The 22,293-nt window shown below is 71.0% G+C and carries 19 protein-coding genes; 10 read left to right on the top strand and 9 right to left on the bottom strand.

The features are described 5' to 3' along the window. Position 1: 1 nt before the first annotated feature. Positions 2-1,651, bottom strand: a complete 1,650-nt coding sequence (gene pgi, locus ACFO6S_RS06725) for a glucose-6-phosphate isomerase (protein ID WP_378415326.1) — start codon at positions 1,649-1,651, stop codon at positions 2-4. A 68-nt stretch (positions 1,652-1,719) separates the two neighbouring features. After that, entirely contained in the window at positions 1,720-2,013 is a 294-nt protein-coding gene (locus ACFO6S_RS06720) for a chorismate mutase (protein WP_072842886.1), read from the bottom strand. Between the two features lie 111 nt (positions 2,014-2,124). On the opposite strand from ACFO6S_RS06720, the gene ACFO6S_RS06715 reads away from it, so the two are divergent. Next, a complete protein-coding gene (locus tag ACFO6S_RS06715) occupies positions 2,125-4,608 on the top strand; it encodes a UvrD-helicase domain-containing protein (protein ID WP_378415324.1) in 2,484 nt (827 codons plus the stop codon). 121 nt (positions 4,609-4,729) lie between these two features. Here ACFO6S_RS06715 and ACFO6S_RS06710 read toward each other — a convergent pair whose 3' ends face one another. Next, on the bottom strand, positions 4,730-5,737 hold the full coding sequence (locus tag ACFO6S_RS06710; protein WP_378415322.1) for a M23 family metallopeptidase: 1,008 nt from the start codon (positions 5,735-5,737) through the stop codon (positions 4,730-4,732). A 179-nt stretch (positions 5,738-5,916) separates the two neighbouring features. On the opposite strand from ACFO6S_RS06710, the gene ACFO6S_RS06705 reads away from it, so the two are divergent. The 7 genes from ACFO6S_RS06705 (at position 5,917) to purH (ending at position 14,906) form a co-directional block, all read left to right on the top strand. After that, positions 5,917-7,728, top strand: a complete 1,812-nt coding sequence (locus tag ACFO6S_RS06705; RefSeq protein ID WP_378415320.1) for a hypothetical protein — start codon at positions 5,917-5,919, stop codon at positions 7,726-7,728. Between the two features lie 142 nt (positions 7,729-7,870). Beyond that, positions 7,871-9,040, top strand: coding sequence for an ADP-forming succinate--CoA ligase subunit beta (sucC, locus tag ACFO6S_RS06700; protein WP_378415319.1), 1,170 nt, complete (start codon positions 7,871-7,873; stop codon positions 9,038-9,040). Positions 9,041-9,055: 15 nt separating this feature from the next. Next, positions 9,056-9,964 (top strand): succinate--CoA ligase subunit alpha, encoded by a 909-nt coding sequence (sucD, locus tag ACFO6S_RS06695; protein WP_378415317.1) that lies wholly within the window; start codon positions 9,056-9,058, stop codon positions 9,962-9,964. Between the two features lie 162 nt (positions 9,965-10,126). Then, complete coding sequence (locus ACFO6S_RS06690) at positions 10,127-11,041, top strand: DUF5336 domain-containing protein (protein WP_378415315.1); 915 nt, start codon at positions 10,127-10,129, stop codon at positions 11,039-11,041. Between the two features lie 113 nt (positions 11,042-11,154). After that, on the top strand, positions 11,155-12,660 hold the full coding sequence (locus tag ACFO6S_RS06685) for a cell division protein PerM (RefSeq protein WP_378415313.1): 1,506 nt from the start codon (positions 11,155-11,157) through the stop codon (positions 12,658-12,660). Positions 12,661-12,714: 54 nt separating this feature from the next. After that, positions 12,715-13,356 carry a phosphoribosylglycinamide formyltransferase gene (gene purN, locus ACFO6S_RS06680; RefSeq protein WP_378416096.1) on the top strand — a complete coding sequence of 214 codons (642 nt, stop codon included), beginning with the start codon at positions 12,715-12,717 and terminating at the stop codon, positions 13,354-13,356. Then, complete coding sequence (gene purH / locus ACFO6S_RS06675) at positions 13,353-14,906, top strand: bifunctional phosphoribosylaminoimidazolecarboxamide formyltransferase/IMP cyclohydrolase (RefSeq protein WP_378415311.1); 1,554 nt, start codon at positions 13,353-13,355, stop codon at positions 14,904-14,906. The genes purN and purH overlap by 4 nt, the downstream gene beginning before the upstream one ends. A gap of 116 nt (positions 14,907-15,022) precedes the next feature. On the opposite strand, the gene ACFO6S_RS06670 is transcribed toward purH, so the two are convergent. The 3 genes from ACFO6S_RS06670 to ACFO6S_RS06660 form a co-directional block, all read right to left on the bottom strand. Beyond that, the gene (locus ACFO6S_RS06670) at positions 15,023-15,217 is read right to left on the bottom strand and encodes a hypothetical protein (RefSeq protein WP_378415309.1); all 195 of its coding nucleotides are present in this window, start codon (positions 15,215-15,217) and stop codon (positions 15,023-15,025) included. 398 nt (positions 15,218-15,615) lie between these two features. Then, positions 15,616-16,008, bottom strand: coding sequence for a hypothetical protein (locus tag ACFO6S_RS06665; protein ID WP_378415307.1), 393 nt, complete (start codon positions 16,006-16,008; stop codon positions 15,616-15,618). A gap of 183 nt (positions 16,009-16,191) precedes the next feature. Beyond that, positions 16,192-17,157: an alpha/beta hydrolase family protein gene (locus tag ACFO6S_RS06660; protein WP_378415305.1), complete on the bottom strand. Its 966-nt coding sequence runs from the start codon at positions 17,155-17,157 to the stop codon at positions 16,192-16,194. 124 nt (positions 17,158-17,281) lie between these two features. Between ACFO6S_RS06660 and ACFO6S_RS06655 the strand changes: the two genes are divergently transcribed. Together ACFO6S_RS06655 and ACFO6S_RS06650 are read left to right on the top strand one after the other, a co-directional pair. After that, positions 17,282-18,475: a PucR family transcriptional regulator gene (locus tag ACFO6S_RS06655; protein ID WP_378415303.1), complete on the top strand. Its 1,194-nt coding sequence runs from the start codon at positions 17,282-17,284 to the stop codon at positions 18,473-18,475. 183 nt (positions 18,476-18,658) lie between these two features. Then, positions 18,659-19,522 carry an alpha/beta hydrolase family protein gene (locus ACFO6S_RS06650; protein ID WP_378415302.1) on the top strand — a complete coding sequence of 288 codons (864 nt, stop codon included), beginning with the start codon at positions 18,659-18,661 and terminating at the stop codon, positions 19,520-19,522. A 30-nt stretch (positions 19,523-19,552) separates the two neighbouring features. Here ACFO6S_RS06650 and ACFO6S_RS06645 read toward each other — a convergent pair whose 3' ends face one another. From ACFO6S_RS06645 to ACFO6S_RS06635, 3 genes are read right to left on the bottom strand one after another with little or no spacing between them, the layout of a single operon-like run. Then, positions 19,553-20,125 carry a DUF4126 domain-containing protein gene (locus ACFO6S_RS06645; RefSeq protein ID WP_378415300.1) on the bottom strand — a complete coding sequence of 191 codons (573 nt, stop codon included), beginning with the start codon at positions 20,123-20,125 and terminating at the stop codon, positions 19,553-19,555. A gap of 31 nt (positions 20,126-20,156) precedes the next feature. Continuing rightward, entirely contained in the window at positions 20,157-21,836 is a 1,680-nt protein-coding gene (gene mctP / locus ACFO6S_RS06640; protein WP_378415298.1) for a monocarboxylate uptake permease MctP, read from the bottom strand. After that, on the bottom strand, positions 21,833-22,111 hold the full coding sequence (locus ACFO6S_RS06635) for a DUF3311 domain-containing protein (protein ID WP_378415296.1): 279 nt from the start codon (positions 22,109-22,111) through the stop codon (positions 21,833-21,835). The genes mctP and ACFO6S_RS06635 overlap by 4 nt, the downstream gene beginning before the upstream one ends. Positions 22,112-22,293: the final 182 nt, after the last annotated feature.

Raw genomic sequence — 22,293 nt, 5'->3', positions numbered from 1 at the left:
GTCAGACCGCCCGGCCGCGCCGTCCCCGGTACCACCGGACCAGCGTGTCGGTCGACGAATCAGCCTGCGGGGCAGGCGCTTGCGCGTCGGTGAGCAACGGCTCGAGCTCGAGTGCCTGGGTCTTGCCCAGTTCCACGCCCCACTGGTCGAACGAGTCGATGCCGAACACCACGCCCTCGACGAACACCTGGTGCTCGTACAGCGCGATCAGCTGACCGAGCACCGACGGCGTCACCTTCGGCGCGAGAATGGTGGTCGACGGCCGGTTTCCGGGCATCACCTTGTGCGGCACCAGCTCCGGCGCGGTGCCCTCGGCCGCGATCTCCTCGGCGGTCTTGCCAAACGCCAGCACCTTGGTCTGCGCGAACAGGTTGCTCATCAGGATGTCGTGCATGCTGCCGGTGCCGTCGCGGGTCGGCAGGTCGTCGGTCGGCTCGGCGAACCCGATGAAGTCCGCGGGCGAGAGCCGGGTGCCCTGGTGCAGCAGCTGGTAGAACGCGTGCTGGCCGTTGGTGCCCGGCTCACCCCAGAAGATCTCGCCCGTCGGGGTGCTCACCGGGGAGCCGTCGCAGCGGACCGACTTGCCGTTCGACTCCATGGTGAGCTGCTGCAGGTACGCCGCGAACCGGCCGAGGTCGTTCGAGTAGGGCAGCACCGCGCGGGAGTCCGCGTCGAAGAAGCTCGAGTACCAGACCCCGATCAGTCCGAGCAGGGCCGGTGCGTTGCGCTCGAGGGGCGCCTCGGCGAAGTGCAGGTCGATGGTGTGGAAGCCGGTGAGGAACTCGCCGAACGCCTCCCTGCCGACGACGGCCATCAGCGAGAGCCCGATCGCGGAGTCCACCGAGTAGCGGCCGCCGACCCAGTCCCAGAACTCGAACATGTTGGCGGTGTCGATGCCGAAGTCCGCCACCCGCTGCTCGTGGGTGGACACCGCGACGAAGTGCTTGGCCACGGCGTCCTCGCCCAGTGCAGCGGTCAGCCAGCGGCGGGCGGCGGTCGCGTTGGTGAGCGTCTCGAGCGTGGAGAAGGTCTTCGAGGCGACGATGAACAGTGTGGTCGCCGGGTCCAGGCCGGCCAGCTTGCTCACCAGGTCGGCCGGGTCGATGTTCGAGACGAAGCGGGCGGCGATGCCGGCGTCCGCGTAGTGCCGCAGCGCGCGGTACGCCATCACCGGTCCCAGGTCGGAGCCGCCGATGCCGATGTTGACCACGGTGGTGATCCGCTCGCCGGTGGCGCCGCGCCAGTCGCCGGACCGGAGCCGGTCGGTGAACTCGCCCATCCGGGCCAGCACCGCGTGCACGTCGGCGACGACGTCCTGGCCGTCGACCGTCAGCTGTGCGTCCGCGGGCAGTCGCAGGGCGGTGTGCAGCGCCGCCCGGTCCTCGGAGGAGTTGACGTGCTCGCCGCGCAGCATCGCGTCCCGGCGTTCCTCGACCCCGGCCGCCCTGGCCAGTTCGACCAGCAGCCGCATCGTCTCCCGGCTCACCCGGTGCTTGCTGTAGTCGATGTAGAGGTCGCCCGCGGTCAGGGTGAGCTCACGACCGCGTTCCGGGTCGTCCGCGAAGAGTTCGCGCAGGTGGGTGGGCGCGACCAGGTCGTAGTGCGCGCGCAACTCCTGCCAGGCGGATGTTCCGGTGATGTCGAGACTCATGCGGTGAGCCTAGTGTGACGGATTCGGCTGTGCTGGCGTGCTTCCAGAAGTTGGGACGGCGCGAGCCGCTAGTGCCCCAGGCGGCCGCGGCCCAGGCGCAGCAGCAGCATCGCGAGGGTGTGACCCTCCTGGCCGAGCTCGTTGAACCGCTCGAGCACCTTCATCTCGCGGCTGTGCACCAGTCGCGGGCCGCCGGACGCCATCCGGGTGCGGCCGATGATCTGGGATACCTCGCTGCGCCGCTTGATGGCCGCGAGGATCTCGGCGTCGAGCCGGTCGATCTCCTTGCGCAGTTCGTCGATCTCCGCCTCGCTGGTGGGCAGGTCGGCGTCGGACGCGTCGGCGGAAACTGGGGTGCCCATGTGATGTTCTCCTCGTGTCGGCCACATTTTCTCACGTGGAGCGGCCGGAGGCGACGACCGGGGCCATCCGGAGGCGTCGTTGTCGGTGCTCGCCGGTAGCGTTGAGAGGCGATGAACACTTTCTCTGCAGCAGGTCAGGCGGACACCCGTACCTCCACGGCGGGGCTCCTCGAGGGGCTCAACACGCAGCAGCGCGAGGCCGTGGTGCACGCGGGTTCGCCGTTGCTCATCGTGGCCGGGGCCGGATCGGGCAAGACGGCGGTGCTGACCCGTCGGATCGCCTACCTGCTGGCCGAGCGTGACGTCTCGCCCGGCCAGGTGCTGGCCATCACGTTCACCAACAAGGCGGCCGCGGAGATGCGCGAGCGGGTGGCGCAGCTGGTCGGGCCGGGGGCCCGCAACATGTGGGTCTCCACCTTCCACTCCAGCTGCGTGCGGATCCTGCGGATGCAGGCGGCGCTGCTGACCGGGCTCAACTCGAACTTCACGATCTACGACGCGGACGACTCGCGGCGGCTGTTGACGATGATCTCCAAGGACCTCGAGATCGACAGCAAGAAGTACTCGGCGCGACTGCTGTCCACCCACATCTCGAACCTCAAGAACGAGCTGATCGGACCCGACCAGGCGGCGGCGGACGCGGACAAGGACCCCAACGAGCTGGTCCGGCTGGTGGCCACCGTGTACGGCCACTACCAGGCCCGGCTGCGGGCGGCCAACGCCCTGGACTTCGACGACCTGATCGGCGAGACGGTCGGGCTGCTGCAGGCCTACCCCCAGGTCGCCGAGTACTACCGACGCCGGTTCCGGCACGTGCTGGTCGACGAGTACCAGGACACCAACCACGCCCAGTACGTGCTGGTGCGCGAGCTGGTCGGGGCGGCCGGGGAGTCGGCGGACCCGACGGTGCAGCCCGCCGAGCTGTGCGTGGTGGGCGACGCCGACCAGTCGATCTACGCCTTCCGCGGCGCGACGATCCGCAACATCGAGCAGTTCGAGCACGACTACCCCGACGCCCGGACCATCCTGCTCGAGCAGAACTACCGGTCGACGCAGAACATCCTGTCGGCGGCCAACGCGGTGATCGCCCGCAACACCGGCCGTCGGGACAAGCGGCTGTGGACCGACTCCGGCGAGGGCGAGCTGATCACCGGGTACGTCGCCGACAACGAGCACGACGAGGCCAAGTTCGTGGCGTCGGAGATCGACCGGCTGGTCGACGCAGGCGACGCCAAGTTCGGCGACGTCGCGGTCTTCTACCGCACCAACAACGCCTCGCGGGCGCTCGAGGAGATCTTCATCCGCCTCGGGATCCCGTACAAGGTGGTCGGCGGCACCCGCTTCTACGAGCGCAAGGAGGTCCGCGACATCGTCGCGTACCTGCGGGTGCTGGCGAACCCGGACGACACCGTCAGCCTGCGGCGCATCCTCAACACCCCGCGCCGGGGCATCGGCGACCGTGCCGAGGCCTGCGTGGCCGTGCACTCGGAGCAGCGCGGAATCGGGTTCGCCCGCGCGCTGCAGGACGCGGTCGACGGCACCGTCCCGCTGCTGAACACCCGCTCACAGAAGGCGATCGCCGCGTTCGCGGAGATGATGGACGGCATCCGCGAGACCATGACGCCGGACGAGACCGGTCTGATCGACATCGGCGGTGTGGTCGAGGCGGTCCTCGACCGCACCGGGTACCGGGCCGAGCTCGAGGCGAGCAGTGACCCGCAGGACGGCGCCCGTCTCGACAACCTGAACGAACTTGTCAGCGTGGCAAGGGAATTCAGTTCGGATGCCCGAAACGCCGCCGGACTGGAACCGGAACCGGACATCGACGAGTCGTTCGAGGGCGCCGCGGCGGCAGCCGAGGTCGACGAGCTCAACCCCGGGGAGGGTGAGCCGGACCCCGGATCGCTGGCCGCGTTCCTCGAGCGGGTGTCGCTGGTGGCGGATTCCGACCAGCTGCCCGATCACGGCGACGGCGTGGTCACGATGATGACGCTGCACACCGCGAAGGGCCTCGAGTTTCCCGTGGTGTTCGTGACCGGGTGGGAGGACGGGCAGTTCCCGCACATGCGGGCGCTCGGTGATCCCGCCGAGCTGTCGGAGGAGCGCCGACTGGCGTACGTCGGCATCACCCGGGCCCGGCAGCGGCTGTACCTGACCCGCGCGGTGATGCGGTCGGCGTGGGGTCAGCCGATCACCAACCCCGAATCCCGCTTCCTGCAGGAGATCCCGACCAACCTGCTGCACTGGCGGCGTGAGGATCCGGGCCCCGGGGGCGGCGCCATCGGTGGTGGCCGGGCGCGCGGCGGCCAGGGCTACGGCGGCAGCTACGGCAGCGGTGGGTACGGCGGGGGTGGCGGCTACGGTGGCGGTCGGTCGGCCGCACCCGAGGCCGCCCCGAGTTTCGGTGCGCCGCGCGGTCGCAACAACAACCTGGTGCTGGCGGTCGGTGACCGGGTCAGCCACGACAAGTACGGACTGGGCTCGGTGCTCGAGGTCAAGGGCGCGGGGCCGACCGCGACGGTGACCGTCGACTTCGGTTCGGCAGGCAAGGTGCGGCTGATGCTGATCGGCGGCGTCCCGATGGTCAAGCTGTAGACCGGCCGATCGGCCCTCGGTCCCGGTCCGGTCGGTCGGTCGGGACCGAGGGCCCGGCCGCGCGAAAAGGGCCGTCTCCCTGGGGGAGACGGCCCTTTTCGGTGACTGGGGGAGGCGACGGTCAGTCGCGCTCGACGCCGAGGCTGATGCCGCGCGAGGCCAGCCAGGGCAGCGGGTCGATCTTGTTCTCGCCGGCGAGGTGGACCTCGAAGTGCAGGTGCGGGCCGGTGGAGAAGCCGCGGTTGCCCATCGTGGCGATCTGGTCGCCGGCCATGACCTGCTGGCCGATCGAGACGTTGGAGGCGTCGATGTGGCCGTAGACGGTGATGGTGCCGTCCGCGTGCAGCAGTCGCACCCACATGCCGAAGCCGGAGGCCGGGCCCGAGTCGATGACCTGGCCGTCGGCGACCGCGTAGATCGGGGTGCCGATGGCGTTGGCGATGTCCACGCCCGCGTGCAGCGAGCCCCAGCGGGAGCCGTAGTGCGAGGTGAAGGAGCCGACCGCGGGCAGGGCGAAGAGCGGACGACGGGCGGCGGCCTCGCGGGCGGCACGCTCCTCGGCGACTCGCTGGCCCTTGGCGAGCAGGTTCGAGAACTGGCCGAGGTCCGCCGGGTCGGCGACGTTGAGGACCTGCGGTGCCTGCGAGGCGGGCGCGGCGTTCGCGGTGCTGGCGAACTGGGCGGCCTGCGGCTCGGCGGTGGCGCCGATGCTCGACGCGCTGTCCGCGGCGAGGACGACCCCGCCGGCGGGGCCGGGGGCGTCGGTGATCACGGACTGGCCGGCGACGCCGACTGCGCCTGCGGCAACTGCCAGCACTGCGGCGCGGCCCTTGAGGGCGGAGGGGGGAGTGGGGATCCGGTGTGCTCCACCGCGTCGTGCGGGAGCGTCGAGATCGGTGCCGGCGAATGCCTGGCTGGAGTAGCTGTCGTCCTGGGTGGGGCTGTCGAGCTGGGAGTAGCTGTCGTCGGAGCGGTAGCTCGTGGCGCCGGTGTACCGGGGCTCCGCGGGCGCTTCCGGCTCGCTGTAACGCGGTGACCACTGCGGCATATTTGAATATGCGGTGGTGTCGTCGTCGGCCGCCGGCGTTACAAAGCGGCTGGTGGTGAAGGAAGTGCGGTGTTTAGACAAGACCTGCAACCTTCCTCGACTCGTGACCTGCCTGTGACAATGACTCAGCGACGGTAACGAAACGGTCGCAGTGGCCGCAACTCCTCGAGTGCATACTTAGTGATATGTGACATCTGTCACAGAATGGTCACGACGGTTGGGTGCGGGAATTTCCGCGTGCGCGGCACTACCGTCGGACCGTGGTGACTTCACTTGCGAGCCGGCCCCCCGTTCGACGGCTCGGCCGGCCGACGTCGGCGGTCGCAGTCCTGCTCGCGCTGCTGGGGGCGCTCGCGCTCGCGATTGCGCCACTGCTGGCGGTGACGCGTCCGGTCGCGGGGGAGGCGGTCTCGGCCGCCGTGGTCGTCGCCGCGGTCTGCGCGACCGCCGCCCCGCTGCTGGCACTGGTGGCGCTGCTCGGTCGCCGTCCCGCGGTCGCGGGTGCGCTGCTGGCCGGCGCCGGGGCGCTCGCGCTCGGGCTGCTGGTGACCGACCTGCAGCTGTGGGCCGGTCCGATCGACGCGAACCGACTCGAACTCTTCCGGCCGCTGACCGCGGCCCGCCTCGGTGTCGGCCCGGGCGCGGCCGTGGTGGTCTTCGGTCACGGGCTCGCCGTCCTCGCCGGAGTGCTCGGCATGGTGACCGTGGCCCGGGCCGCGCACGAGGACGGTTACGGACGCAGCGACCTTCCCGACCACGACGGTGCCGCGGTGGGCCGCCGCATCGGGGCGCCGCTGGCAGGCGTTGCCGTTGCCGCCGCGCTCGCCCTGGCGGCCGCGCTCTGCGCCAGGCCGTTGAACTCCGCCGACCCGGTGCTGCTGATGCGTCCGCTGCTCGACGCGCCCGCGGCCGTCGCCGTCGGAAGTGCACTGGTGGCGGCCGCGCTCCTGGTCGTGGTCGCGGCGTCGCTGGTTGCCACCTCCGTCGAGGTCGCGGCGGCCGCGATGCTGGGCGCCGCCACCGCGGCGCTCTCGCTCGTCGGGCCCCGGTTCGCGGCGGGCGTGGCGGCCGACGGGGTGTCGGTCGGGCCCGGCGCGGTGGTCGGCGTGCTGGCCGGACTGGTGCTGGCCGCCGTCGCGGTGGCCGTCCCGGTGGTCGCCGCGGCTCGGGCCCGGCGTGGCCTGGCCCGGTTGCTTGCCTGCCGGTCGCGACCTGCCGACGCCGCGCCGCGGGCCGGGGCCTCGGGCCGGAAGGCGGCCGCGGCGGCCGACGCCGCCGTTCGGTCCCGGGTGGGGCGCTGGCACGCGAGAACCGGGGTGGTCACCATTGCCGCCGGACTGCTCGCGGTGGCGGGATCGCTGTTGCCGGTGCTGACCGCCACCGGCTGGACCGCGCTCCCGTCGGTGCCGGCCACCCGGGTGGTGCTGGTGACCGGCGCGGTGCTGGTGGTCGCCGGTGTCTGGCTGCTGCTCTCGGAGTTCGCGGCGCTGGTCCGTCCCGCGGTCGGCGTGCTCTGGGCGGCGCAGGTGGCGGCGGTCTCCGGGGTGTTCGCGGCGGTGCTGCCGGTCCTGGACGTGCCCGGTGTGGGGTGGGGGCCCGGCGCCACGGTGCTGACGCTGTCCGCGCTCGCCGCGGTCGGTGCGGGCCTCGGCGCGGCGTGCGCGGGGTCCACCGAGCGGGACGGCATCGACACCTCCGAGCCCGCGGCGCTGCGTCCGGCGGTCCTGGGTGTCGGCGTGGCGGGGGCGCTCGCGTCCGTGGTCGGGTTGGCGCAGCCGCTCGTCGACGGCGTCGGTCCCGGTCCCGGCCGGGGTGTCGACCTGTGGGTCCGGGTGCTGCTGGTCGTCGTCGTGGTGGTCGCGGTCGCGGTGGCGGCCCGGTCCCGGCCCGCCCGAGGGGCGTCTCTGCTCGCGGGCGCGGCGCTGGCAATGGGCACATACCTGATCGGTTGGCCGCTGGCCACCGGTCGGGTAGCCGAGCCGGTCGCAGGCCCCGGAGCGGTGGGTGCGATCCTTGGAGTCGTGCTGCTGGGTGCGGCCGCTGTCGTGGCGGTTCGATCCCGGCTGCGGTGAGCTGCCGCGCTCCAGGTGTCCCCGGTGAGATATGCCACATACCACCGAGGCGATCGGCGTGGCGGCGATTCAACTAGATAATGTCCGAACGGACCCGCTCTTACCCCTCGAGCGGGCGTCAAGCAGACGAGACGGTGAGCAGATGGATCTCTTCGAATACCAGGCGAAGGAACTCTTCGCCAAGCACGGTGTGCCGACTTCGGCCGGGCGTGTTACCGACACGGTCGCCGGAGCGCGCGAGATTGCCGAGGAAATCGGCAAGCCGGTGATGGTCAAGGCACAGGTCAAGGTTGGCGGCCGCGGCAAGGCCGGCGGCGTGAAGTACTCGCCCGACGTCGATGCCGCAGTGGCCAACGCCGAGGCGATCCTGGGCCTGGACATCAAGGGTCACGTCGTCAAGAAGCTGCTGGTTGCCGAGGCCAGTGACATCGCCGAGGAGTACTACATCTCCTTCCTGCTCGACCGCACCAACCGCACCTACCTGGCCATGTGCTCGGTGGAGGGTGGCGTCGAGATCGAGGTCACCGCCGAGGAGAACCCCGACGCCCTCGCGAAGATCCCCGTGGACGCCGTCAAGGGTGTCGACCTGGCGTTCGCGCGTGAGATCGCCGAGGCCGGCAAGCTGCCCGCCGAGGTCCTCGACGCCGCCGCGATCACCATCCAGAAGCTGTGGGAGGTGTTCATCAACGAGGACGCCATCCTGGTCGAGGTGAACCCGCTCGTCCGCACCCCCGGCGACGAGATCCTGGCCCTCGACGGCAAGGTCACCCTCGACGAGAACGCCGCGTTCCGTCAGCCCGGCCACGAGGCCTTCGAGGACCGGGACGCCACCGATCCCCTCGAGCTCAAGGCCAAGGAGAACGACCTCAACTACGTCAAGCTCGACGGCGAGGTCGGCATCATCGGCAACGGCGCGGGCCTGGTCATGTCGACCCTCGACGTCGTCGCGTACGCCGGTGAGAACCACGGCGGCGTCAAGCCCGCCAACTTCCTCGACATCGGCGGCGGCGCCTCGGCAGCGGTCATGGCCGCCGGCCTGGACGTCATCCTCAACGATGCGCAGGTCAAGAGCGTGTTCGTGAACGTCTTCGGTGGCATCACCGCCTGTGACGCGGTCGCCAACGGCATCGTCGGTGCACTCGAGACCCTGGGCGACGAGGCCAACAAGCCGCTCGTCGTGCGTCTGGACGGCAACAACGTCGAAGAGGGTCGTCGTATCCTCGCCGAGGCCAACCACCCGCTGGTGACGGTCGTCGCCACCATGGACGAGGCCGCCGACAAGGCCGCCGAGCTCGCTAACGCAGCGAAGTAAGGGACTTACAGAACAATGGCAATCTTCCTCACCAAGGACTCCAAGGTCATCGTCCAGGGCATCACCGGCGGCGAGGGCACCAAGCACACCGCTCTGATGCTCAAGGCCGGCACCCAGGTCGTCGGCGGCGTCAACGCCCGCAAGGCCGGCACCACGGTCTCGCACGTTGCCGCTGACGGCTCCACCGTCGAGCTCCCGGTCTTCGCGACCGTCGAAGAGGCAATGAAGGAGACCGGCGCGGACGTCTCCATCGCGTTCGTCCCCCCGGCCTTCTCCAAGGACGCCATCGTCGAGGCCATCGACGCGGAGATCCCGCTGCTCGTGGTCATCACCGAGGGCATCCCGGTCCAGGACTCCGCATACGCATGGGCGTACAACGAGTCCAAGGGCAAGAAGACCCGGATCATCGGACCGAACTGCCCCGGCATCATCACCCCGGGTGAGGCCCTCGTCGGCATCACGCCCGCCAACATCGCGGGCACCGGTCCGATCGGCCTGGTCTCCAAGTCGGGCACCCTGACCTACCAGATGATGTACGAGCTGCGTGACTTCGGCTTCTCGACCGCCATCGGCATCGGCGGCGACCCGGTCATCGGCACCACGCACATCGACGCCATCGAGGCGTTCGAGAACGATCCCGACACCAAGGTCATCGTGATGATCGGTGAGATCGGCGGCGACGCCGAGGAGCGTGCGGCCGACTACATCAAGGCTCACGTCACCAAGCCGGTCGTCGGCTACGTGGCCGGCTTCACCGCTCCCGAGGGCAAGACCATGGGCCACGCCGGCGCCATCGTCTCCGGTTCCTCGGGCACGGCGCAGGCCAAGCAGGAGGCCCTCGAGGCTGCCGGTGTGAAGGTCGGCAAGACGCCGTCCGCCACGGCCGCCCTCGCGCGCGAGATCCTGCAGGGTCTGTCCGTCTAGGTCACTCCCGCCGTCACCCCGTGACGGCACCACCGAAGGGCATTCGACTCGCACACAGCGAGTTCGGGTGCCCTTCGGCGTTTCCGTGCCGGGGTCGGAGCACGGACATGCGCTAGCGTGAAGGGCGCAAGATTCCGCGCGTGCCCACTGCAAGGAGCCGACATGAGTTTCCCCCCCGCCGGACCGGGTTACGGACCGCCTTCGCAGCCGCCGACGGGCCTGGGCGCGAAGGGCATGCCGCACCTGATGACGCTCGCCGTGCTGGCGCTCGGCGTCATCGTCTTCTTCACCGGATTCGCTCCGTTCGCCAAGGTCAGCACCTTCGCCGACGCCACCCTCTCGCAGACCTCGTTCGAGGGCGGCTACCCGGTGGTCGGGCTGGCGATGATCCTGTTGGCGGGTCTGCTCGCCGGCCTCTCGCTGCTGCCCGAGCACTCCTACGAGCCGATCGCCGCGGCCGCGTCGGTGGTGGGTTTCGTGGTCTCGCTGTGCTTCCTGTTCTCGCTCTCGGACGGCGTCACGCTGGCGTGGGGCGGGGTCGTCATCCTGATCCTCGGTTTCGTCCAGGTGGTGCTCGCGGTCGCCGTGGTGCTCATGGAGCTGGGCCTGGTCAAGGTGCCGGCGCCGCGGCCCGCCGGCTACCCGCAGGGGTACGGCCAGCCGCAGGGTTATCCGCAGCAGTACCCGGCCGCCTACGGCCAGCCGCAGGCGCCGCAACAGGGCTACCCGATGCAGCAGTACCCGCAGGGGTACGGTCAGCCGCAGCCGCAGGCGCAGCCCCAGGCGGGATTCGGTCAGCCGCCGGCCTACGGTCAGCCGATGTCGCCGCCCGCCTACGGTGAGCAGCAGTACCCGGCCGGCTACGGCCAGCAGGCCAACCCGTACGCGCAGACCCAGGCCTACCCGGCGCCGGGCACGTCCCCGCAGCCGTCGGCTCCGGCCGCCGCGCCGGTGCCGGCCGCGGACGACTCGGCCGCGCCGTCCGCCGGTGCGCCCGCCGCCACCCCCGACGCCGCCGCCCCCGCCGCGCCGGCCCGGGCGTTCGACGCGTCCGCCAAGCCCGCCGACGACGACTGACCCGACCGACGTCGCGCCCCTCGGTCCGCCGAGGGGCGCGCTTGTGTTCGGCGCTTCGGTCGTCGGCGCGCCTGGGCGACCGTCACCCGCCGAGATGCCACCCTCGAGGAGATATGAGTTCCTTGCGTAGCCGCGACACCGTCCGGACGCCCACCCGCGGGGAGGCGGCCCGGGGCCGGGTGACCGCGCCCCGCCCGACGCCGACCCCGGAACAGATCCGGGCCCTGCTGGTGGTCGCCTTCCGGCCGGCCGCGCTGGCGCTGCTGGTGATCGCCACCTGCGTGCTGGTGACGCTGGTCGCCTCGAACAGCGAGTTGAACGGGACCAGCGGGGCCGTCGCGGCGAGCTGGCTGGCCGTGAACCAGGTGGGGCTCACCGTCAGCGGCGCCTCCCTCGGTGTGCTGCCGCTGCTGCCGACACTGCTGATGATCTGGGCCGGCGCCAAGGCCTGCGCGGGTGCGATCAGCGCGGACAGTCCGCGACACGAGCGCTGGTGGGTGCTCGGGGCGGCGCTGTCCGGTCCGCTGCTGGTCACCGCGATCGCGCTGGCCGTCGTGCAGGACGCGTCCGCGGTGATCCCGCTGGCGTCGCCGAACGCGCTGGTTGCCTTCGCCTGGGTGCTGGCCGTGCACCTGGTGGCCGCGGTGATCGGGATGGGCACCCGGCTGTGGCGGCCGCTGACCGCACAGTTGCCGGTGCCCGCCTGGGTGTGGGCGGCGGGCCCGCCCGCGCTGCGGGCCGCGGCGACGCTGCTGGCCTCCGGTGCCGCGCTCACCGCGGTGGCGTTGATCGCCTCGTGGGACACGGTCGGAGAGCTGATCGCCGCCGGGGACGGGCTGGTCGGCGGACTCGGGCTGACGGTGCTCTCGATCCTGTACCTGCCGAACGTGGTGGTCGGCGCGACCGCGATGCTGCTCGGCTCCGCCTTCCACGTCGGGACCGCCTCGGTCGGCGTGCTGGAGGTGACCGGCGGCCAGGTGCCCGCGCTGCCGGTGCTGGGAGCGCTTCCGGCGGGCGGCGGCGGAGGTGCCGCGGTGGCGCTGCTGACCGTCCCCGCCGCGATCGGGGTGCTGCTCGGCCGGGATTGCGCACGCGGGGCGGCCTCCCCGCTCGAGGCGGTGCAGCGGGCCCTGGCCGCGGCCGCGGCGGCCGCGCTCGGGCTGGGCGGGCTCGCCGTCGCCGCCGGGGGCGACCTCGGCACGTTCGGCACGGTCGGGGTGAACGCGGTCTTCGTCGGGGCGGCCTTCGGGTGGCTGGCGGTGTTCGGCGCCGCGACGGCCGCGCTGGTGCGTTCGCGGGAGCGGCGGGTGGCGGCCAGGCCGGCAACCCCGGCTGCCAAGGCCCCCGCCCCGGTGCCCGCACTCCCGACCGCGGTGACCGCCGTGACGGCTACGTCCGCCAAGTCGTCCGCCACCGTGATCGATGCGGAGATGGTGGGGGAACCGGACTCGCCGCCGTCGGTGGCCGCCGAGTCCGCCGCGTCGGGCGGCGAGGTGGTCGAGGCCGTGGTGGTCGAGCCCGAGGTCGTCGCCGGCGAGGTTCTGGAGGGCGAGGTCATCGAAGTGGCGCAGGCCACGGAGCCGGACCTGCCCGACGGCGCTCGTCCGGGCAGCGACTAGGATCTCTCTGCGGCCGTCACTTCCGGCCGGTCACCCGCACACAGGAGTAGAGCGCTGACTGCCTCGCGTGAGTACTTTCGGCCCGACTCTTCCACACCCGTACGGGTGGTGGTCCTCGCTTCCGGCACCGGAAGCCTGCTGCAGTCGCTGATCGCGGCAGCCGTCGACGACTACCCGGCCCGCATCGTGGCCGTCGGGGTGGACCGCGACTGCGACGCCGCGTTGCATGCCCGCGCCGCCGGGATCGCCGACTTCCGGGTCGGCCTGCGCGAGTACCCCGACCGCGCGGCCTGGGATCGTGCGCTGACCGAGGCCGTCGCCGCGCATACCCCCGACCTGATCGTCTCCGCGGGGTTCATGAAGATCCTCGGACCCGAGTTCATGGGCCGCTTCGGTGGTCGCATCATCAATACCCATCCGGCGCTGCTGCCGTCGTTCCCGGGCGCGCACGCGGTCCCGGACGCTCTCGCGTACGGCGTGAAGGTGACCGGATCGACTGTGCATCTTGTGGATTCGGGTGTCGACACGGGTCCGGTGCTGGCGCAGGAGCCGGTGGCGGTGCTCGACGACGACGACGAGTCCACCCTGCACGAGCGAATCAAGACTGTGGAACGGCGACTGCTGGTCGAGGTACTCGCGGCCGTCGCAACCCGAGGTGTTATTTCCGATGGACGAAAGGCCGTGATCCCGAAGTGACCGAACGTAAGGCTGTGCGCCGCGCACTTGTGAGCGTCTACGACAAGACGGGCCTCGTCGAACTGGCCACCGGGCTGCACGCGGCCGGGGTGGAGCTCGTCTCCACCGGGTCCACCGCGGCGAAGATTGCCGACGCCGGCATCCCCGTCACCCCGGTCGAGTCGCTGACCGGTTTCCCCGAGTGCCTCGAGGGCCGGGTCAAGACCCTGCACCCGCGCGTGCACGCCGGCATCCTCGCGGACACCCGCAAGGACGACCACCTCGCGCAGCTCGCGGACCTCGGCATCGAGGCCTTCCAGCTGGTGATCGTGAACCTCTACCCGTTCACCGCGACCGTCGCGTCCGGCGCGACGCCCGACGAGTGCGTCGAGCAGATCGACATCGGCGGGCCGTCCATGGTGCGCGCCGCCGCGAAGAACCACCCCTCGGTGGGCGTCGTCGTCGACCCGAAGAAGTACGAGGACGTCCTCGCCGCGGTCGCCGCGGGCGGGTTCACCCTGGCCGAGCGGACCGCCCTGGCGGCGCAGGCCTTCCAGCACACCGCGTCCTACGACGTCGCGGTCGCGAGCTGGATGACCTCCAACCTGGTCGAGACCGACGAGCAGTTCCCGGCGTGGGTCGGCGCGACGTGGGACCGCTCCGCGGTGCTGCGCTACGGCGAGAACCCGCACCAGGCCGCGGCGCTGTACGACAACGCCGCCGCGCCGGCCGGCCTCGCGCAGGCCGAGCAGCTGCACGGCAAGGAGATGTCGTACAACAACTACACCGACGGTGACGCCGCCTGGCGTGCCGCGTTCGACTTCGCCGACCCGGCCGTGGCGATCATCAAGCACGCCAACCCGTGCGGCATCGCGGTCGGCACCGACATCGCCGAGGCGCACCGCAAGGCGCACGCCTGCGACCCGGTCAGCGCGTTCGGTGGCGTCATCGCCGCGAACCGTGAGGTCACCGTCGAGATGGCCGAGCAGGTCGCGGACATCTTCACCGAGGTGATCATCGCCCCGTCCTACGCGGACGGCGCCGTCGAGGTCCTCGCCCGCAAGAAGAACGTGCGCGTGCTGGTGGCGTCGGCCCCGACGGAGACCGGGATCGAACTGCGTCCCATCTCCGGCGGCACCCTGCTGCAGGAGCGCGACGTGCTCGACGCCGAGGGCGACAACCCGGCGAACTGGACCCTGGTGGTCGGCGACCCGGCCGACGAGCAGACCCTCGCCGACCTCGAGTTCGCGTGGCGCGCGTGCCGCGCCGTGAAGTCCAACGCGATCCTGCTGGCCAGTGACGGCGCCTCGGTCGGCGTCGGCATGGGTCAGGTCAACCGGGTCGACTCCGCGCACCTCGCGGTGCAGCGTGCCGGTGATCGTGCCGCCGGTTCGGTCGCGTCGTCGGACGCGTTCTTCCCGTTCCCGGACGGCCTGCAGGTGCTGCTCGACGCAGGCGTGCGCGCCGTCGTCCAGCCCGGTGGATCCGTGCGGGACAACGAGGTCATCGAGGCGGCCAAGGCCGCGGGCGTCACGATGTACCTGACCGGGGCCCGGCACTTCGCCCACTGACCTGACGGTCAGCTCATTTCGTTCACCGAGAGGTGCGCGCTCGACTCCGTCGAGTGTGCACCTCTCGGTGTTTCTCCAGGTCGATGCCCCGCAAGGTGCACACTCGCGCGGTCGGATCAGGCGGCCGACGTCCCGGAGATCACGATGCGGGCGGCGCCGCGGTCGAGCAGTTCGCGAGCCAGGTCGGTGGCCGCAGCCCGCTGACTGGTGTCGGTGTGCGAGAGGTCGAGGGTGATGACCTGGCCGGAGAGGTCGGCCGGCAGGTCTGCCAGCGGCGGGACCGCGGCCAGGGTGTGGATACGAAGCTTCATGTGGATCTCCTTGTTGTGCAGTTTCGAGAGTGCTTTGGTAGCGACGATCTCGAGAAGTTTGGGGTAGCTAGAAGAACGGCACCCGGGGCGATTGCCCGGGTGCCGAGAACAGATCCGTTACGTCAGGAGTGTTCTCGGGTTCCACGCATTGCCTGGGAGTGGCGGAGCCACATGGGTACGGCGCCGCTGCGTGCACCGTTGAAATGTGCAACGCAAGAATGCGCAAACTGCTTCACTGTGGGCCGTCCCTTTCCTCTAGGCATGGTGGTTAGGCGAGAACGCTACAGCACGGTGACAGCATCTGCACTTCGATATCGTTCCGCGGCGTGTCGGCCGCGCGCGCAGATACGGGAGCATCGGCCGAGTCGGGTTGCCGGAAGGTGCACAATCCGCGCTGGTCACAGGGGTGCGCCAGCTTCCCGGAGCTTGGCTGCGGCCCGGGCGGCGATCGTGTGCGGGCGCAGTCGCAGTTGGGCCGAGTTGACGCGGACAACCCGCCAGTCGAGCAGGTCGAGCGGCTCGTAGTCCCAGGTGCGCCGGCATTCCTGTCGGTGGCCTTCGCCGTGGTACTCGACGAGCACCCTCCAGCGTGCCCAGCCCGTGTCCGAGCGGGCGAGGATCCGCCCGGACCGGTTCCGGATCTTGGCCTGTGTCTGACGCCGCGGCAGTCCGTCGTCGATCAGGGCCAGTCGGATGCGCTCTGACGGTGGCGACTCCGCGCCGCCGTCGCCCAGATCGAGGATCTGGCAGAGCTGCGCGATTCCCCTTGCGCCGCAGTGCTTCTCGGACACGGCAGAGATCTGGGAGGGCGTCGTGTCGCCGGCAATACCGGCCTCTTCCGGCTCGGGCGCGTCGCCCGGATCAGTGCGTCGAGTCCAATTCCTTTGGCAATGCAGACATCTCGATGCAGTCGGGTGGGGCGCGAGACGCAACTGTCGATCGGTCAGCGCGCCCGACCCGACCGCGGCGCGGAACTAGAAGCGGGCGAGCCAGGCCTGGAATCCGGCGGTGAACTCGGCCGAGTACGGCAGGTCCTCGATGTAGTCGGCGCCGGTCGAGGAGCGCTGGCCGATCTCCTTGAGGACGTGGTTCGCCGTGGTCATCCGCAGCGACGTCAACGCCGTCCCGGCCAGCGCCGCATCCAACGCGTCCACGTCGGTGCCGGTCACCTGGGTGTCCCGGGCCGAGCAGCTGGTGAGCACGGGTAGCCCGGCGGGCAGCGCTGCGGCCAGCGCGCGCGGGTCGAGGGCGTCCTCCTCGGCGAGGGTCTTGGCGTTGACCGGTACGAATCCGGCCATCCGCAGCGGGTCGGGCAGGTCGTCGGGGAGGGTGCCGTCGCCGCGCAGCGACTCGACGGCCTCGGCCAGCGCGGTGCGCAGCTCGTCGGCCAGTTCGAGCGGGAGCTGCCCGGCGCCGACCGCGGCGTCCACCTGGGCGTTGATCTGCCGGGTCAGCAGGTCCAGCAGCCGGACCGCGAGGGGCTCGAGCAGGCCGAGGCCCGCGACGGCGGGGGAATCGTCGGCGACGGCCAGCGCGAGGGCGACCAGCGCGCCCTCGCTGTGTCCGATGACGAGCAGTCGGTCGGCGTCGATGTTCGGCTGCGCCGCAAGGTGATCGAGGCCATCGGCGGCCGCGTCGACGAAGGTCGAGAAGCCCAGCCCGGCGACGTCCTCGACCTCGTACGGGCCGAGCCCGGTCTCGCCGCTGCCGAGCTTGTCGTAGCGCAGGCTCGCGATGCCGGCCTCGGCCAGCGTCTCGGCGAGGAACCGCAGGGTGCCGATGTCGCCGGGCAGCAGGGCGCTGTCGCCGTTGCGGTCGGTCGGTCCGCTGCCGGCGAGCAGCAGCGCCGCGGGCACCGGACCGGCGGTCGCGGCGGGCATCCGCAGGCTGCCGTGCAGGGTGACGTCGCCGCTGGTGAAGGTGGTCTCGATGTCGGCCATGGGGACCAGTCTGTCAGGACGGCTCGGCCGCGGAACCACCCGCACACCACTGTCCGCCGGGATATTCTGCTGCTCCGCCCGTTCCCCGTGGTGCGGGCACGGTCGGGCGAGGAGAGGCGGCGCGGTGGTGGTCGTCCGGGACACGGCAGCGCACATTCTCACCGCCGTCGACAGGTCCCTCGCCCGTCGGCTGCCCACGATCGCGGGCGGTCTGGCCGGCGAGATCCTGGCCGAGGACGCGGCCTACGCGGCACTGATAGAACCCGCGGAACTGCGGGAGACCATCCTGCACAACCTGCGCCACGCGACGGCCTCGATGCGCGCGCGGTCGGCGGACCGGCCGGTGGACCTCTCCGACGCCACCCGGACCGGGCGGGTCCGCGCCGAGCAAGGGCTGCCGCTCGCCTCGCTGCAGCACGCCTATCGCCGCGGTTGCCGCCTGCTGTGGCAGGCCATGGTCGAGACGGTGCGGGAGGAGGACCCGGGTTCGCTGCCCGATCTGTTGCCCTGCGTCGGTGATCTCTGGGACATCGTCGACCTGATGACCGGGGCGGTCGCCGACGCCTACCAGAAGACGGAGTCGGAGCGACTGGCCCGCGACATCGAGCGCCGCAACGCGTTGTTCGACGTCCTCCTCGGCGGCCCGGGCGCCGACCTGCCTGCCGGTGGCGGTGCGGGCCTGGTCGCGGAGGCGTCGGCATTCCTCGGCCTGGCCGAACACGGCCGCTATGCGGTGGCCGTCGTGCGGTCGGACGGCCGCGGGGTGGAATCCGCGCACGGCGGCCCGCGGACGGACGCCTTCCAGGTGATGTGGCGGATTCGAGCCGATCACGAGGTCGGCCTGATCACGCTCGGCTCGGGCGATCTCGGAGACGCGGTCCGGGCGCTCGGCGTGCCCGGGGTGCGGGCCGGCGTGAGTCCGGTAGTCGGCTCGCCCGCCGAACTGGTCAGGGCGCGTTGGCTGGCGGAGATCGCGTTGCAGACCTGTGTGGCCGCGGGCGACGAGGTGGTGGTGCTCGACCAGCGGTTGCCCGCCGCCCTGGTGGCAGCCCAGTCGGACCTCGCCGAGCGGCTCCGGACGGTCGTCCTCGGCCCGGTGCTCCGGTTGCCGCGGGCCGAACGGGAACTGCTGCTCGCAACCCTCACCACCTGGTTCGATGCGGGTGGCTCGGCGCAGGTCGCGGCGCGCGCACTGTTCTGTCACCGCAACACCGTCCTCAACCGGCTACGTCGGATCGAGGAACTCACTGGCCGCTCCATCGGTGATCCTCGGCAGATGGTGGAGCTCGCGCTGGCCGTCGAGGCAGCTCGCCGGTAGCGCCGATCCTGGGCATGCGGGCCAGTCTCGGCACCGCCGGGTTGTGCTCGGGCACAAGGTTCGTCCCAGTTCGGCCTTCCGCTGTGCGGCGGCGGTGCGGGGAATACCTTTCAGCTCACCTGCCGGGCAGGCAGGTCCACCCTCGCCTGTCGAAGGCGACCGCCGAAGGGAAGATGTTCGCGCATGCGCAGATACGGCACCCGCACCGCCCCCGTCCGCAGAATCCTCGCCGCAGCCATGGTGGCCACCGTCGCGGCCCTGACCATGACGGCCGTCGCCGCTCCCGCACAGGCCGAGGGCATCCCGAGCGTCGGCCGGAACTGGGGCGCCGCCGGGCCGTACCCGCCGGAGGTGAGCGTCGGCCTGGTCCACACGCTGTACTACCCGCAGAACATGGGATCGCACGGCGAGAAGCACCCAGTGGTCATCTGGGGCAACGGCACCGGGGTGGTGCCGGGCGCCTACACCCTGCTGCTGCGGCACTACGCCAGCCACGGCTTCATCGTGGTCGCCGCCAACACGCCCATGACCAACTTTGCGATCACCATGCGCAGCGGCATCGACCTCGCCGAGCAGCTCAACGCCGACCCGTCCAGCGTCTTCTTCGGCAAGGTCGACCTGGACCGGATCGGATCCGCCGGTCATTCCCAGGGCGGTTCCGCGGCCGTCAACGCGGCCGTGGATCCCCGGGTGGACACGGTGGTCGCGATCCAGCCGGGGCCGCTCAACGACGTCGACCTGATCGACGAGCCGGTCCTGTACCTGGCCGGGCAGTTCGACGCGATCGTGTGGCCGATCCTGGTGAAGGGCATGTACAACGACGCCGACCACGTTCCCGCCGAGTACGCGGAACTGCGCGGCGCTACCCACTTCGGCACCGGGATCTCCGGCGGCGACATGCGCGCCCCGTCGACGGCGTGGCTGCGGTACTGGCTGATGGACGACCAGAACGCACGCGCCGAGTTCTTCGGCCAGAACTGTGGTTTCTGCTCGGACAGCCGGTTCTCCGACTTCCGACGCAACGGCCTGGCCAAGCAGATCCCCTGACGCTGCAGGACGCAGGCGCCGGCGTGCGACCTACGCCCGCCGCAGCGCCTGCACCCGGCGCACGCCCTTCCATGCGAACCACAGCAGGAACGCCAGCAGCACCGGGATCAGCAAGGGCAGCACGAACGCGACCAGCACCATGAAGAACGACAGGACGTCCTCGACCACCGAGATCACCGGATTGGCCAGTCCCGCGGTGCCGGCCGTGCTCGCCGCCCGGGTCCCGGTCTGGGCGGCGCTGAACGCCAGCGCGGTCGGTGCGCCGACGATGATGCCTGCGATCACCGCGCCGCTCGGCCCGAGGTCGGTGAACACTGCGCCCGCGGCGATGGCCGCGGCGATCGGCCGGGTGAAGGTGCCGAACACGCCGAGGGCGTTGTCCACCACCGGGATCAGGTCGGCGGCCAGTTCGACGGCAGTCGCGACGGCCAGCGCGACCAGTGCGCCGGTCGACCCGACCCAGGCGAACGACTCGCCGAGCGCGATGCCGAACAGCCCGAAGTGCGCTGCCGCACTGAGCATCAGTAGTGGGAGGAAGGTGCGCAGACCGGTGGCCGCCGCCAGGCCGAGTCCGAGCATCGTGGGCAGCAGCCAGGTCTCCATGGGCCGAGTGTAGGGGCGGGTGCGGCCGCGATCAGGGACTCGGCGAGGCCTCGGTCGGCGTGGCGGGCAGCGGGCGGACCTTCGGGTCGCCGGCGTCCGCGAAGTAGTCGCCCTTGATCGTCGTGTCGGCGCCGTCCGGCGCCCCGGCCGCCCGCAGCGCCGGGGTGAGCACCGCCGCGACGACGATGTTCACCACGAACGCGGTGAGCGCGATGTAGCCCATCTGTGCGATGCCGGGGATGGCCGCCAGCGAGCCGGCGAAGTGCGCGGCGGTGGGCGAGGCCACGTTGTAGGCGGCCACCGAGCCGTAGACCATCCCGACCGCCCAGCCGGCCAGCAGCGCCCACCGGTGGAACCAGCGGGTGTAGAGCCCGAACACGATCGCGGGGAAGGTCTGCAGGATCCAGATGCCACCGAGCAGCTGGAAGTTGATGGCGTTCTGCTTGTCCATCGTCAGCACGAATATCAGTGCCACGAACTTGACGAACAGCGAGACGACCTTGCTGACCTTGGCCTCCTGCGCAGGCGTCGCCGACGGCCGGAACCATTCGCGGTACACGTTGCGGGTGAACAGGTTTGCCGCCGCGATCGACATGATCGCCGCCGGGACCAGGGCGCCGATCGCGATCGCCGAGAAGGCGACACCCGCGAACCAGGACGGGAAGGAGTCCTCGAACAGCTGCGGGATCACCAACTGGGCGTTGGGTTTCCCGTCCAGGCCGACGGGCTTGGTGCCGGCGGCGATGGCCACCCAGCCGAGCAGCGCCAGCATGCCGAGCAGAAAGCTGTAGGCGGGCAGGATGGTGGCGTTGCGCCGGATCGTGTTGCGTGACTTCGAGGACAGCGTCGCGGTGACCGAGTGCGGGTACATGAACAGCGCGAGCGCAGATCCGAGCGCGAGGGTGGCGTACGCCCAGTACTGCTGACTGTTCGGGATGAACGAGCCGGTCGGCTTGCCCGTCGTCGGGTTGGGGGTGGACATCTTGGTCTCGGCGGCGTCGAAGATGTGCGACCACCCGCCGTACCGGGACGGCAGGTAGATCACCGCGACGATGATCACCAGGTAGATCAGGGTGTCCTTGACGAAGGCGATGATCGCGGGCGCCCGCAGCCCCGACGAGTAGGTGTACGCGGCCAGTACCGCAAAGGCGATCAGCAGCGGCAGGTCGCGGGCGACTACGTTGTCCGAGCCGCCGAGGCCGATCACCTCGAGCACCGCCTGGATGCCGACCAGTTGCAGGGCGATGTACGGCATGGTGGCGAGGATGCCGGTGAGCGCGATCGCCAGTGAGAGGCCCTTGGAGCCGTACCGACCGCCGATGAAGTCCGCGGTGGTGACGTAGCCGTGCCGGTGGCTCACCGACCACAGCCGGGACATGAACACGAAGATGATCGGGTACAGGATGATCGTGTACGGGATCGCGAAGAAGCCGCTGACCGAACCGAGCGCGAACATCGCCGCCGGCACCGCGATGAACGTGTACGCGGTGTAGATGTCGCCGCCGATCAGGAACCACGTCACCCAGGTGCCGAAGCTGCGCCCGCCCAGGCCCCACTCGTCGAGGGACTGCGGGTTCGACGCCCGGCGCCACCGTGAGGCCAGGAATCCCAGGACCGTCACCAGCGCGAACAGCGCGATCAGCACGGCCAGGGCCACGCCGTCGACGCCGGTCTTGTTGTCCGCGTCGGCGAGCACTGTCAGCGTGCTCACCGGGCGTCGCCGTCGTCGGCGGATCCACGCATCGGCCGGTGCGGCCGGGCCCTGAGCACCAGCCGGTACGCGCCCCAGGTCGCGGCCGCGCAGAGGAACACCCAGAGGAACTGGTACCAGAAGAAGAACGGCACACCGCCGAGTTCGGGACCCTTGCGGGCGTAGAACGGCACCCACAGGATCGCGACGACGGGCAGCGCGAGCAGGACGGCGGCGACGGCCAGCAGCGCCTTGTCGGCCGGGGGTGCGGTGGTGTCGTCGGGTTCGTCTGTCACGGCGGTTCTCCCCACTCTTCACGCGGGGCGTGGCGCGGCCCGCACATGCGGGAAGTTACTCCGGATCGCGGGGCGGCATCGGGCAACGACGGTCACGGAAGGGTCGCGGAGCAGTGCCGAAACGCGACGGCTCGTCCCGGTCCGGGGATTGGCGGTGCCGAATCCGCCGAACGCTCGTAGCG

It is taken from the genome of Rhodococcus kronopolitis (assembly GCF_042654025.1).
Lineage (GTDB): Bacteria > Actinomycetota > Actinomycetes > Mycobacteriales > Mycobacteriaceae > Rhodococcus_G > Rhodococcus_G kronopolitis.
This window is presented reverse-complemented; position numbering and strand designations above follow the sequence as displayed.

Bases quoted from the DNA above. Each gene is read 5' to 3' on its own strand.
- ACFO6S_RS06650 (WP_378415302.1), top strand. From the start codon at position 18,659: ATGCGCAGATACGGCACCCGCACCGCCCCCGTCCGCAGAATCCTCGCC.
- ACFO6S_RS06690 (WP_378415315.1), top strand. From the start codon at position 10,127: ATGAGTTTCCCCCCCGCCGGACCGGGTTACGGACCGCCTTCGCAGCCG.
- ACFO6S_RS06645 (WP_378415300.1), bottom strand. From the start codon at position 20,125: ATGGAGACCTGGCTGCTGCCCACGATGCTCGGACTCGGCCTGGCGGCG.
- ACFO6S_RS06660 (WP_378415305.1), bottom strand. From the start codon at position 17,157: ATGGCCGACATCGAGACCACCTTCACCAGCGGCGACGTCACCCTGCAC.
- sucD (WP_378415317.1), top strand. From the start codon at position 9,056: ATGGCAATCTTCCTCACCAAGGACTCCAAGGTCATCGTCCAGGGCATC.
- ACFO6S_RS06720 (WP_072842886.1), bottom strand. From the start codon at position 2,013: ATGGGCACCCCAGTTTCCGCCGACGCGTCCGACGCCGACCTGCCCACC.
- ACFO6S_RS06685 (WP_378415313.1), top strand. From the start codon at position 11,155: ATGAGTTCCTTGCGTAGCCGCGACACCGTCCGGACGCCCACCCGCGGG.
- pgi (WP_378415326.1), bottom strand. From the start codon at position 1,651: ATGAGTCTCGACATCACCGGAACATCCGCCTGGCAGGAGTTGCGCGCG.
- ACFO6S_RS06715 (WP_378415324.1), top strand. From the start codon at position 2,125: ATGAACACTTTCTCTGCAGCAGGTCAGGCGGACACCCGTACCTCCACG.
- sucC (WP_378415319.1), top strand. From the start codon at position 7,871: ATGGATCTCTTCGAATACCAGGCGAAGGAACTCTTCGCCAAGCACGGT.
- ACFO6S_RS06670 (WP_378415309.1), bottom strand. From the start codon at position 15,217: ATGAAGCTTCGTATCCACACCCTGGCCGCGGTCCCGCCGCTGGCAGAC.